The sequence below is a fragment of the Nocardia sp. NPDC050412 genome (assembly GCF_044458825.1).
GTDB lineage: Bacteria > Actinomycetota > Actinomycetes > Mycobacteriales > Mycobacteriaceae > Nocardia.
Window position 1 is genome coordinate 12,756 of record NZ_JBITIJ010000006.1, and the last position, 11,717, is coordinate 24,472.

The 11,717-nt window shown below is 66.0% G+C and carries 11 protein-coding genes; 4 read left to right on the top strand and 7 right to left on the bottom strand.

Going from position 1 to position 11,717, the window contains the following annotated elements; translation table 11 throughout:
- Positions 1-75: 75 nt before the first annotated feature.
- Positions 76-720, top strand: coding sequence for a 5,6-dimethylbenzimidazole synthase (gene bluB / locus ACIBI6_RS17760; protein WP_396957079.1), 645 nt, complete (start codon positions 76-78; stop codon positions 718-720).
- A gap of 320 nt (positions 721-1,040) precedes the next feature.
- On the opposite strand, the gene ACIBI6_RS17765 is transcribed toward bluB, so the two are convergent.
- The gene (locus ACIBI6_RS17765; protein WP_396957081.1) at positions 1,041-2,333 is read right to left on the bottom strand and encodes an acetyl-CoA C-acyltransferase; all 1,293 of its coding nucleotides are present in this window, start codon (positions 2,331-2,333) and stop codon (positions 1,041-1,043) included.
- A 417-nt stretch (positions 2,334-2,750) separates the two neighbouring features.
- Between ACIBI6_RS17765 and ACIBI6_RS17770 the strand changes: the two genes are divergently transcribed.
- The 3 genes from ACIBI6_RS17770 (at position 2,751) to ACIBI6_RS17780 (ending at position 4,515) form a co-directional block, all read left to right on the top strand.
- Positions 2,751-3,455: a helix-turn-helix transcriptional regulator gene (locus tag ACIBI6_RS17770; protein ID WP_364343964.1), complete on the top strand. Its 705-nt coding sequence runs from the start codon at positions 2,751-2,753 to the stop codon at positions 3,453-3,455.
- Positions 3,456-3,467: 12 nt separating this feature from the next.
- Positions 3,468-3,890, top strand: coding sequence for a hypothetical protein (locus ACIBI6_RS17775; RefSeq protein WP_364343967.1), 423 nt, complete (start codon positions 3,468-3,470; stop codon positions 3,888-3,890).
- A gap of 79 nt (positions 3,891-3,969) precedes the next feature.
- The gene (locus ACIBI6_RS17780) at positions 3,970-4,515 is read left to right on the top strand and encodes a hypothetical protein (protein WP_364343970.1); all 546 of its coding nucleotides are present in this window, start codon (positions 3,970-3,972) and stop codon (positions 4,513-4,515) included.
- Positions 4,516-4,691: 176 nt separating this feature from the next.
- Here the strand turns inward: ACIBI6_RS17780 and hpf are convergent, their stop codons facing one another.
- The 6 genes from hpf to ACIBI6_RS17810 all read right to left on the bottom strand — a co-directional run bounded on the left by hpf (position 4,692) and on the right by ACIBI6_RS17810 (position 11,691).
- On the bottom strand, positions 4,692-5,375 hold the full coding sequence (hpf, locus tag ACIBI6_RS17785) for a ribosome hibernation-promoting factor, HPF/YfiA family (protein WP_364344571.1): 684 nt from the start codon (positions 5,373-5,375) through the stop codon (positions 4,692-4,694).
- A gap of 263 nt (positions 5,376-5,638) precedes the next feature.
- Positions 5,639-6,283, bottom strand: a complete 645-nt coding sequence (locus ACIBI6_RS17790; RefSeq protein WP_364343973.1) for a ComF family protein — start codon at positions 6,281-6,283, stop codon at positions 5,639-5,641.
- A 74-nt stretch (positions 6,284-6,357) separates the two neighbouring features.
- On the bottom strand, positions 6,358-8,175 hold the full coding sequence (lpqB, locus tag ACIBI6_RS17795) for an MtrAB system accessory lipoprotein LpqB (protein WP_396957085.1): 1,818 nt from the start codon (positions 8,173-8,175) through the stop codon (positions 6,358-6,360).
- Positions 8,176-8,177: 2 nt separating this feature from the next.
- Positions 8,178-10,058 carry an MtrAB system histidine kinase MtrB gene (gene mtrB / locus ACIBI6_RS17800; RefSeq protein ID WP_396957343.1) on the bottom strand — a complete coding sequence of 627 codons (1,881 nt, stop codon included), beginning with the start codon at positions 10,056-10,058 and terminating at the stop codon, positions 8,178-8,180.
- 229 nt (positions 10,059-10,287) lie between these two features.
- Positions 10,288-10,965 (bottom strand): MtrAB system response regulator MtrA, encoded by a 678-nt coding sequence (gene mtrA / locus ACIBI6_RS17805; protein ID WP_062984230.1) that lies wholly within the window; start codon positions 10,963-10,965, stop codon positions 10,288-10,290.
- A gap of 78 nt (positions 10,966-11,043) precedes the next feature.
- The gene (locus ACIBI6_RS17810) at positions 11,044-11,691 is read right to left on the bottom strand and encodes a dTMP kinase (RefSeq protein ID WP_364343979.1); all 648 of its coding nucleotides are present in this window, start codon (positions 11,689-11,691) and stop codon (positions 11,044-11,046) included.
- Positions 11,692-11,717: the final 26 nt, after the last annotated feature.

The window sequence follows — 11,717 nt, forward strand, 5'->3', positions numbered from 1 at the left end:
GGTGCAGGTTGGCGCGCAAGCGCATCCTCTCGGGTGTCGGCGAGAGCGAAAGGTTGCGGCTGGTTGACTGGGGCCGTGTGTGCTGAAGATCTGAGCGTTTACGAGGCCATCCGGATGCGGCGGGATGTGCGGGCCGAGTTCACCGGTGACCTCGTCGAGGATGCGACGCTGTGGCGGATCCTCGATGCCGCGCATCGCGCGCCCAGTGTCGGCAATTCACAGCCGTGGGACTTCGTGGTGGTGCGCGAGACCGCGACGCTGCGCAAGTTCGCCGATCACGTCGCACAGAAGCGGATCGAATTCCGGGATGCACTGCCGCCGGAGCGGGCGGCAACCTTCGAACCGATCAAGATCGAGGGCATTACCGAGAGCGGCACCGGCATTGTCGTCACCTATGACCACGACCGCGGCGGCCCGCAGGTCCTCGGCCGCGCCACCGTCCCCGAAACCGGCATCTACTCAGCGGTTCTCGCGATCCAGAACCTCTGGCTGGCCGCCACGGCAGAGCAGGTCGGCGTCGGCTGGGTCTCGTTCTACGACGCCGAATTCCTGACCGATCTGGTCGGCCTACCCGACAGCATCCGCCCCGTCGCCTGGCTGTGCGTCGGCCCAGTGCACGAATTCCAACAGGTACCCGACCTGGAACGCCTCGGCTGGCGCACCGGCCGCGCCCTCACCGACGCCGTCCACCAGGAAACGTTCCGCACGCCACCGAGCTGAGTCGAATGCTCACCGAGCGTAGTCAAATGGCTGCGCCAGCAACATCCGACTCCCCTCGACAAATGCTCGAGAATGCAACCCCGGCCGGTCGACCGAGCTGAGAGCTGCGGGCCTGCCCGCCGGTCCGCGGGAGATGAGCCGGGTACGACACCGACGCGCCCAGCACTGCGACTGCAAAACCGCGGGACAGCTAACACCCCAGGGGCGGCAGACCCGAGGGCAAGACAACAGGACCCACCGCAGCACGCCCAGAGAAGCCCACTGCCGCAATAGTCTTGGCCCTTGCACGGTCGAATCTATGGGAAGGATGCTCGGGGCTGTCAGACGCGTTCCAGTACTGCCGAGGCGCCGATTCCGCCAGCGGCGCAGATGCCGAGCAGGGCGGCGTTCTTTCCGGTGCGGGCCAACTCGTTGGCCATTGTGGTGACCATGCGTGCGCCGGTCGCGCCGAATGGATGCCCGAGCGAAACCGAACCGCCGTGCACATTGAGCTTGTCGACATCGACCTCGCCGACCGCAGTATCGCGATCGAGGCGGGTCTTGGCCCATTCGTCGCTGTTCAGCGCGGCGAGTACGGACAGCGTCTGGGCCGCGAATGCCTCGTGGATATCGACCAAATCGATATCGCCGAGCGACATTCCGGCCTTGTCGAGGGCGCGCGGCATAGAGATGGCCGGGCCGATCAGCACCTGATCGGTGGGGTCGACGCTGACGTAGCTCCAGGAGCGGAAGGCGGCCAGCGGACGGTAGCCGAGGGCGTGCGCCCGCTCCTCGCTCATCAGCAATACCGCGGACGCACCGTCGGTGAGCGGGCTGGCATTGCCCGCGGTCACGCTGCCGTCGCGGGCGAAGACCGGCTTCAACTTCGCCAACTTCTCGACGCTGGTATTCGCGCGCACCAGTCCGTCGCGCGTGACATCCGCACCTTCGGGGGTGCGCACCCGCAGCACCTCGTCGTCGAAGCGGCCCGAATCGATGGCCGCGGCGGCCCGGTGGTGTGAGCGCGCCGCGAATTCGTCCTGATCCGCGCGGCTGATGCCGTGGATGCGGGCCATTTTCTCGGCCGACTCCCCCATCACCTCGCCCGTGGTGCGTTCGGCGATTTTCGGTCGGCTCGGCAGCAGATCGGTGAACGGCGCGAGCTGACGTGCCGCCGCGAGATAGTCCTTCGGCTTCGGTTTGCCCAGTGCCAGCGGCGCACCGGCATGCACCAGCTTCTGCGGCAACTTCACCTCGGCATTGCTGGTCGAATCGCTGCCACCGGCGATCATGATGTCGTATTCGCCGCGCTCGATGGCCGCCACCGCCGAGGTGATCGCCTGGAGTCCGGAGGCACAGGCCCGCGTCACTGTGTAGCCCTCACACCCAGGGTCGAGACCGAGATCCAAGGCGATTTCACGCGCGATATTCGGCGCGGCACTCGGCAGAATTACGCCACCCCACACGATCGCCTGCACCTGGGCACCGGGCAGCCCGGTCCGCTCCAACAATCCACGCACCGCGGCATCGGCCAGCGCGATCGAATCCATTCGCGTGTAATCGCCGAACGCCTTGACGAACGGCGTCCGCGCCCCGGAAACGATGACGGCACGGCGAGCAGCACTGGTAGCCACGGGGTCTCCTCCTCGAGAGATCTACCCCACAAACTTACTTGGAAGTAAGTTCCAGGTCCAGAGCCGAGAGTACCCGGCTCAGCGATCCCCTCCATCGCCGCTGAGCCGGGCGTTCTCCACAGACCCGCTGCGCCCACTTTCGCAAGCACATGGGTAACTCCATCGGGCCCAAAAGCAGCCCGGCACTCAACCGCCAGCCCGCGACGACACTGTCGGGGCACCCACGGCCGACAAAGGCCCGCGGAGGCGGATGAGCGGCGCCCGTCCCGGCGAACGCCCCTGCTCGTCTCGGAACCCGCAAGGTCGACGTCGACACCACTCGGCGCGTAGGAACAGTAGCAATCTTTCCATCAGTTTTTCAAACTTTTTCTATGAAGTTGTCTTTTCTCCCAAAAGAGCTCTACCATGAGGCTCACTATGCAAAGCCCTTCGGAGCTGTCGCGACATAAGCGCTTCGGCCGAATCATCAAGGAACGCCGGGACGAACTCGGCCTCACCCAGATGCAGATCGGCGATCTGGGAGGGCCCTCCGCGCCGACGATCCGCAAGATCGAAGACGGCGATGCGACCATCAGCACGCACACCCTGAACAAGCTCGACGCCCCATTGCGCTGGCTGCCCGGGAGTGCGGCACGCACCTATGCGGGCGGCGATCCGACCCCGCATGAGGTCGCCACGCACACCCCGAACACCGACGAGTCGATCGTCTCCGGACCCGATTCGATCCGCTTCGAACTGTCCGACCTGACCGGACTGCTCGCCGCCGCCGGTCGGCTCAACGATGCGGTCGAGCGCGGTCGGACCACCGAACCCCATCTGGTGTCGGCCATTTCGGATCTCAACGGGGTCGTCTCGCGGCTGTCCGCCCGCTATGCCACCGCGATGTTGGAACGCAACGGCGGACCCGGCAAAACCCTGCACCCGTTGGTCGCGATGGCGTTCTCCCATCTACTCGATGTGCCCGCCGAGTCCAGCGATCCCGCCGACCTGGAGGAACGCCGCTATCGTCGCTGGCTGGCCGGACGCGCGGAGGATGTGGACGCCGGCACCGAGGGCCGCTTCCGCGCGCGCTGGCTGGCGGCCAATCCCGGTGCGGCATCGATTCGAAACGGCAAGCAGTAGAGGGCAGTACAGATGACCGACGATGCGACGAGCCGAGCGCGACTGACGCTCAGCCACAAGGTGAATCGACTATTCGCGACCGTGCACCCACGGTCGCAGCCCGAGCGTACGACGGCCGCGGTGGCCGAACAGATCGGCGCGCAATTGGGCCGCACCATCCCGCAGGACCAACTCGACCGGCTGCGGCGCGGCGAATTCGATTCCGCGCCGGTCGGATCCGAACTACTCACCGCCATCGCGCAGTGCTTCGGCGTGAGCGCCGACTACCTGACCACAACGGGCGCGGCCGCGGCCGCGATCGATCGGGAACTCGAATTGCTGGCCACCATGCGCGATGCGAATGTCGCCAGCATCGCGCTGCGCGGATCCGATGTCGATCTCGCCACGCTGACCGCGCTCATCCATCGCTCGGATCAACCGGTCGAGCGACCATAGACCGGGCAGTTTCCGAAGACTCGGTAGCATCGTCGGTTGCATGGGGCGGGACCGCAGCGCTGTAGGAGATTGCCGACGAATGCCCGGTATGGAGAACCGGTTCCGGGAAGTTTCCCGGGACGTACCGATACCGTCCCCGTGGAATCTGACGGCATACCTCGATGCCATTGCCGATCATCGCGGTCGCACCATCACCCTGCAACCGGTCGATACCGCACTACTCGCGGGCACCGGCTGCGGTACCGGCAGCGGTCTGTGGATTGCCAAGCGCGACAGCGACATCATCGTCTACGGCGCCGATACCACCGAATGGCATGCCGAGCACATCATCGTCCATGAGCTGGGTCATATGCTGCTCGGCCACGGACCGGAATCGGCGACCGAACCGCCCGCGCCACAACCGATGTCGGCCCTCGCGGAACTGCTCCCCTCGATCTCCCCGGAGTCAATCGCCTATGTGCTCGGGCGCAGCGATTACACAACCGCCCGCGAACGCGATGCCGAAACCTTCGCCGACCTGGTCATGCTGCAGGCCATGCGCCCGCGACGCCGAGATTCCTTGCTGCACAGAACCTTTTTCCGCGAACGGCTCCCTCGCCTCCCCGGACCTCACGCCGGAGATTGAGTGCCACGACACGAACGTCGCGGACCGGCGATCGAAGCTTGGCCGAGGTTTGGACGTACCCGATCAGTTACCCATGTGCTTGCGAAATCTGTCGTGACGCCGAGCAGGCAGACAGCGCGACTCTCCGGGCACCCAACTCATGGGCTGAATACCCGGAGAACAAGTGTGGCGAATGACTATGCGAGCCTGATCAGTCCATAGTCGAATGCGTGGCGACGGTAGACAACAGACGGTCGGTCGGTCTCTTTGTCTTGGAAGAGGAAGAAGTCGTGCCCGACGAGCTCCATCTGGTAGAGGGCGTCGTCGACCGACATAGGGGTCGCGGAATGGACTTTGGTTCGGACGATATGGCCAGGGCCGGCCGCGTAATCCGGTGACTCCGTTTCGGGCCGGGTCCGTTCGGCCTCGGGATGCTCGTGTGCGGTGGCGCCCTCCGCCTGCGCGAACAGTGATTCATCGATCAGATCGGCGGTCGCCTCGGCCACCGAGACCGGGGTCTTGTCCCCATAGTGGACGCGGCGGCGATCCTTGGTTCGACGCAGTCGGCTCTCCAGCTTCGCGGTCACCGATTCGAGGGCAGCGTAGAAGCTGTCCGCACATGCTTCCGCCCGGACGACCGGGCCCTTGCCGCGTGCGGTGATCTCGACGCGTTGGCAGGCCTTGCGCTGACGACGATTGCGTTCGTGGAACAACTCCACATCGAAGATGAATATCGACGGATCGAAGCGTTCGACACGGGAGAGTTTCTCCGCGACGTAAATTCGGAAATGATCGGGAACCTCCACATTGCGGCCTTTCACCACGACATCGCCGCGCGGCGCGCGAGGTCGGTCCGCTGTGGGTTGCTCTGTCGCATCCAGGGTGCTGTCATCGAGCACCGGGGCCTGTGTTTCTTTCACAGTGAGGGCGTCTTTCACTGAAGGTCGTGAAGAAGTCGTCACGCGTACCTCCCGGATATGGCCGCACAAACCAGCGTGCGTGCGGCGGGATGAGCCGTGCCGATAGACAATCTCTCGGCACATGATGTCCGAGGCGCCACCTCCAAACTCCCGGTTCGGGTGTGTGATCGCGACGCTAGTACGTCAACGGGCGGTCCGCCACTGTTCACGCAAATTTCCCGGAGTCAAGCCGAACACGTCACCAACACGGCACGTACCGGCACCCCGATCAGGTCGAGAACGCGTACTGATTCGCGAGCGGTAGCGCCGGTCGTGAGCACATCGTCGACCAGTACGAACTCGGCATTCGCCGCGATCTCCGAGCCGGCTCCGGCACCGGGTCGAGCCACGATCCGACCGCGCAGATTGTGTTGCCGCTCACCGACTGTCAAGCCCACCGAATCGCGCACACCCCACCACACACGCAACATCGGTATCACCCGGCTATCGGGCAGCCACCGCACCGCCGCCCGGCTCGTGCGCACCACCGGATCCCCGCCGCGGCGACGTGCGGCCGCCCGTCGACTCGGTGCCGGGATCAATATCAGCGGCCGCTGGTCATCGCGCAACCGTGCCAGACCGTCGGCAAGCGCCAGCCCCAGCGGCTCTGCCAGATCGCGACGCCCGTGCTCCTTCGCCGCGAGCACCGCCCGCCGCGCCGGACCCGCGTACGTCCCGAGCGCCCAGCACGGCACACCCGGATCGGTGCGCGGCCGCACCCGCGTCGGCGGCCCGGCCAGAGTGGCCGCACAGTCCGCACACCAGCCCACCCCCATCACACCGCATCCGGCACAGGCGGCGGCCAGAATCAGATCCAACAGGGTTCGCATCGCCCGAGTCTGCGCCCGCCCACCGACAGATTCGCGAATAACGGTGTCGCGGTACTCGTTTCGGCGCCCGACGATCAGCCGGGGAGCACCGGGACCGAGTTGTCGCCGTTGAGGCCGGGCACCTCCCGCCAGAAGCGGTCGGCGGTCTGATCGCTGTACTGGAGTTGGAGCACCGCGCGCGAATCTCCCACGTACTCGGCTTCCGGAGAGGCACTGACCACCCGAACGGGCGCGGTCAGATTCTGGCTGATCTGCGGGGTCGGCTGCGATCCGTCGATCGCAACAGTCGTCAGCGGATCGACATTGCCCTCCCTCGCGATGACGATCGCATCCGCGGTGAGCCAACTCAAAGACACCGCTCGCGTGCTGAGGGTGAGCGCTAGTTGCAGCGGCGAGGTGAGGGCGTACTTGCCGTCCGGGCGTCGTTCGACCACCGCCACATAGACCTTGCCGTCGGCGATGAGCGCCGCACGCACACCGGTGCGCGAGACCCGCAACTCGGTAATCGGCAGCCGCAGCGCCGATCCCTGCGCCGAGGCCATCAGTGCCGAGATGTCCACATCCTGCACCGAGACATTTCCGGTGGCGCGATCGTTGACCGCGCGGATGACCCGCTCACCATCGATCACAGCCCAGGCGGCGGTGCCGTCGGCATTCCAGGACGGCCGGCTGATGGTGGAACCCGCGGCGACCGGGAAGGCGTTGCCGCCGTAGCTGCCGACCATCAGTGTGCGCGGCGGCTCCGGTGGCGGCCGTCCGGCATCGGCGACCGCGGCGACCAACTGGCCGTCGGGGGAGAGCGCGACCGACTGCAGATTGTTCACCGCGCCGAAGTAGCCGGGCGGGGTGATCATTCCGCTGTCGGTGACCTGCACCAGCGAGCCGTTGCGCAGCGCGTGTAGCCCGATCTGGTTGCGCGCGTAGACAGCTGGGCTCAGCTGTTCGACATCGGCGACCGACCAGCCGTTGGCGGCGAAGCGATCGTCGAACGGTTTGCCGTCGGCGAGCAGCATGTACGGGCCGAGGATTTCCGCGCTCGCGAGCGTGAGCACCACCTGTCCGGCCAGCAACTCCTTATCGCGCGGAGACAATCCCGAAGCACCTGTGAAGTCGATGCGCACCCCGCCGAGCCCGACGCCGACATCGTTGTCATCGTTGTTCGGTTTGGTTATCGGGCCGCGCAGAGTCACCGGTGGTGCGAGTTCATTGCGCACGACCGGGGCGAGCGCGGGCTGGGTGCCCTCGGCAAGCAGGCCGAGCAGGCGCTGGGCCAGCTGGTTCTTGGCCACCGAAATCCAGCGCAGATCCGGGACGACGCTGGTACCGGTCGGGTCGACGAAGTACAGGATGTAGCGGCGGTAGGACTTGGCGAAGGCGGTCTGCTCCATCACCACGCCGTCGGGCAGCTCGTCGATGCGCCATTCGCCGTCGACCTTGCTCATTTCGATCTTGTTTTCCAGGGGCGCGTCAATGGCCCGATAGGCGCCGTCGGCGGCCAGTTCGCCGACCTTGTGCGCCCGGATCACATAGGTCGCCTTATCGCCCGAGCGCGATTCGCGCAGGGTATCGGCCTTGTCGACGATCAGGGTGCCCGCCGCGTCGTCCCACTGCGACGACGCCGACGGCGTCATGTACTGGCGTGCGGCCAGATGTCGGTTGGTCGGATCGGCGGTGGCCTGCAGGAAATCGCGCAGTAGCAGGTCCGGATCGCGACCGCCGATGGGCGCCGGCGGGCCCTCGGAGGTGGGCTGGCGGTTGATGGTGCCGAGCGCCTGCGGTGCGGAAGATTCCGGCAGGCTCGCGCATCCGGTGAGTACCAACAGCGCGGCCACGGCGGCTGCGCCCAGTGCGGACAGCCGTAGCGTTTTGCGCCTCGGATACGAGCTACGCATCCTCATGACTGTACGTCCCCGCCGTCACCCGGCACGCTGTGCCCGGTCTGCTTCGGCTCGGTGGATTCGGTTTGCTCGGCCTCCGCTCCGGTGCCATTGGTCGGCACGGATCCGATCGGACCGACGCCGTTCGAGTCGTTCGCATCCGCCGCGTCGGTGTCCGTCGAATCCTCCGCGACCGCATCGGTTTCACTCGGGGCCGATTCGCCACCGTTGGTCTCGACGCGGATCATCGACAGGTCCGTGACTGTCGCTTCGGTCGCCTCATCGGTGCTCGGATCCTCGGGCGGTTGCGGATCGACCCGCGGCGCCGGCAATGCCTTGCGCAACACCGGTTCCAGCGGCATCGGGCTCGCGCCCATCTTCTTGCCGCGCACCAGCGGCAGGGTGAGCCGGAAGCTCGCGCCGATACCGATCTCGCCCCAGGCCTCGAGTTTGCCCTCATGCAGATTGGCGTCCTCGACACTGATCGACAGACCGAGTCCGGTGCCGCCGGAACGCCGCATCCGCGACGGATCCGAGCGCCAGAACCGGTTGAAGACCAACTTCTCCTCACCGGGCCGCAGGCCGACACCCTGGTCGCGCACGATTACCGCGACCGCATTGGCCTCGACATCGCCGCGCATCCGGATCAGCACCGGCTTGCCCTCGCTGTGGTCGATCGCATTGGCCAGCAGATTGCGCAGCACCCGCTCCACCCGTCGCGGATCGACCTCGGCGACCAGCGGCTCATCCGGCATATCGATGACCACCTCGACACCGGATTCCTTGGCAAGATGCCGCACGGTGGAGATCGCCGCCCGCGCGCACATCCGCACGTCTAGCGATTCGACCTGCAGTTCGGCCACACCGGCGTCGTGGCGGCTGATCTCGAGCAGATCGTTGAGCAGACCCTCGAAGCGGTCGAGTTCGGTCACCAACAATTCCGAGCTGCGGGCCAGCGCAGGATCGAGATCGTCGCTGCTGCCGTGGATGAGATCCGCGGCCATGCGGACGGTGGTCAGCGGGGTGCGCAGCTCGTGGCTGACATCGGAGGTGAAGCGGCGCTGCAGATTTCCGAACTCCGCAAGCTCGTTGATCTGGTTGGACAGACTTTCGGCCATTTCGTTGAAGGCCTGGGCCAGCCGCGCCATATCGTCCTCACCGCGCACCAGCATGCGTTCCTTGAGCCTGCCGTCGGCGAAGCGTCCCGCGATCCGCGCGGCCGACCGAATCGGCAGCACCACCTGCCGGGTGACCAGTGCGGTGATCGCGGCCAATAGCACCAGCAGTACGACGCCGCCGATCAACATGGTGCCGCGCATCAGCGACAGGCTGCGCTCCTCATTGGTCAGCGGGAAGATCAGGTAGATCTGCAGTGTCGGGATCTCCGCGCTCGGGCTGCCGATGATCAGCGCCCTGCCGTGGTAGCCGTCCGGATCCGCGACCGTGGCGAACTGGTAGCTGACCTGGTTGCGCGCGACGAAGCGGCGCAGTTCCTCGGGCACCTCCTGGATCGGCCCGGTCGAGATCGGCTGCTGTGGGGTACTGCCGACAATGCTCAACGCGGAATCGAAACTGCCTGCGACACCAGTGGATTGACCGGTACCGCCGCGGTTGGACAGCGCATTGCGGGCATCGATCAGGCGCTGCTGCTGGGTGCCGATATCGTGCACACCGGCCAGCTGGCTCTCCACCGTATTGCGGGCGCGATCCATCTCCTCGACCGCGCCGTTGATCTTCGCGTCGATCAATCGATCGGTGATCTGACTGGTCAGCACCACACCGAGGATCGTGATGACGATCAGCGACAGGGTGAGCGTGGACACGATGACGCGCAACTGCAGCGAACGCCGCCAAACATGACCGAGGGCGCTGCCGACCTCCTTGAGCCAAGCGACCACCGGCGCGAGGGATTGTTCGAGACGCTGCACCAGTCCGGGCGAGGCGGTCGAACGATCCGCATCGCCACCGATCACGGCTTCGCCTCGCTGGCGCTCGGCTGCGCCGTTCTCGCGAACGCTGTGCCTATGGTTCGCTCGCTGCGCTCGCTCATGCCTACGCCTCGCTGGCGCTCGGCTCCGACATGACCGAGCGACTCGGCCGTGCCTATGGTTCGCTCGCTACGCTCGCTCACGGTGGTCCGGCCTTGTACCCCACACCGCGGACGGTCAGCACGATCTCCGGATTCTCGGGATCCTTCTCGACCTTCGCGCGCAACCGCTGCACGTGCACGTTCACCAGACGAGTGTCGGCCGCGTGCCGGTAGCCCCAGACCTGCTCGAGCAGTACTTCACGGGTGAAGACCTGGCGCGGTTTGCGGGCCAGCGCGACGAGCAGATCGAACTCCAGCGGTGTCAGCGAGATCTGCGCACCGCCGCGGGTCACCTTGTGCGCGGGCACATCGATGACGATATCGGCGATGGAGAGCAGCTCGGCGGGCTCTTCCTCGGTGCGCCGCAGGCGGGCACGCACGCGGGCGACGAGTTCCTTCGGCTTGAAGGGCTTGACGATGTAATCGTCGGCACCGGACTCCAGACCGAGCACGACGTCGACCGTATCGGTCTTCGCCGTGAGCATCACGATCGGAACTCCGGAATCGGCCCGCAGCACCCGGCATACGTCGATACCGTTCATGCCCGGCAGCATCAGGTCGAGCAGCACCAGATCGGGACGAATCTCCCGAACCGCCGCCAGCGCCTGCGTGCCGTCGCCGACCACATGCGGGTCGAACCCTTCCCCGCGCAAGACGATCGTCAGCATCTCAGCGAGTGCCATATCGTCGTCGACGACCAGAATCTTCGGCTTCATAAGTACTATGTTGTCATCTCTCGCGCTCGGAACGGGCCGCCACGCCAACACTGGTGCAATCCCGCCGCACATCCAACCTTATCCGGCAACAATTTCGACCAAACGAGTAGTGAGCGTCGCGGGATCGTCACCGGATCGGTATCTCGACCACGGCCCGTACCAGTCCCGTTCGGCCAGCTCACGGTACACCTCGCCGGTGCGCCACTGTAGTCCGCCGTCGCGCTCGTAGGCATCGAGGGCGCGACTGTCGTCGAGTTCGCCACGCAGCCGGGCACGCTCGGCCGCGACCTCGGTAGGCACATCCAGCAACAGCTGTAGCGTCGGCACCGGCAACTCGAACCGATCGAACTCCAATTCGCCCACCCAGCGCACGATTTCGCCGTCGGCCGACTGATGTAGGCGCGCAGCCGAATACGCGGCATTGGAGGCCACGTAGCGGTCCAGGATCACGATGTCGTTGTCGGCCAACAACTTCGACAGGTCATCGCGGGCCGCCGCCCGATCGAGCGCGAACATCAGCGCCATGCCGTGTACCGAATCGGCGAGATCGCCGTGGGCGCCACGTAATGCCTCGGCCGCGAGATCGGCGTGGATGGACCGGTCATAGCGTGGAAACGCGAGTGTTTGCGCGCGCAGACCCCGCGCGCGCAGGTTCGCGACAACGCTGTCGATCAGCGTCCGCTTCCCTGCGCCGTCGAGGCCCTCGACCGCAATCAACACGCCCATGGCGAGCAGGCTACCGCCAGGCTACG

What these genes read in the sequence shown, in the direction of transcription:
- ACIBI6_RS17810 (WP_364343979.1), bottom strand. Translation starts at nt 11,691, where the DNA reads ATGGGCGTGTTGATTGCGGTCGAGGGCCTCGACGGCGCAGGGAAGCGG.
- ACIBI6_RS17775 (WP_364343967.1), top strand. Translation starts at nt 3,468, where the DNA reads ATGACCGACGATGCGACGAGCCGAGCGCGACTGACGCTCAGCCACAAG.
- ACIBI6_RS17780 (WP_364343970.1), top strand. Translation starts at nt 3,970, where the DNA reads ATGCCCGGTATGGAGAACCGGTTCCGGGAAGTTTCCCGGGACGTACCG.
- mtrA (WP_062984230.1), bottom strand. Translation starts at nt 10,965, where the DNA reads ATGAAGCCGAAGATTCTGGTCGTCGACGACGATATGGCACTCGCTGAG.
- lpqB (WP_396957085.1), bottom strand. Translation starts at nt 8,175, where the DNA reads ATGCGTAGCTCGTATCCGAGGCGCAAAACGCTACGGCTGTCCGCACTG.
- ACIBI6_RS17770 (WP_364343964.1), top strand. Translation starts at nt 2,751, where the DNA reads ATGCAAAGCCCTTCGGAGCTGTCGCGACATAAGCGCTTCGGCCGAATC.
- ACIBI6_RS17790 (WP_364343973.1), bottom strand. Translation starts at nt 6,283, where the DNA reads ATGCGAACCCTGTTGGATCTGATTCTGGCCGCCGCCTGTGCCGGATGC.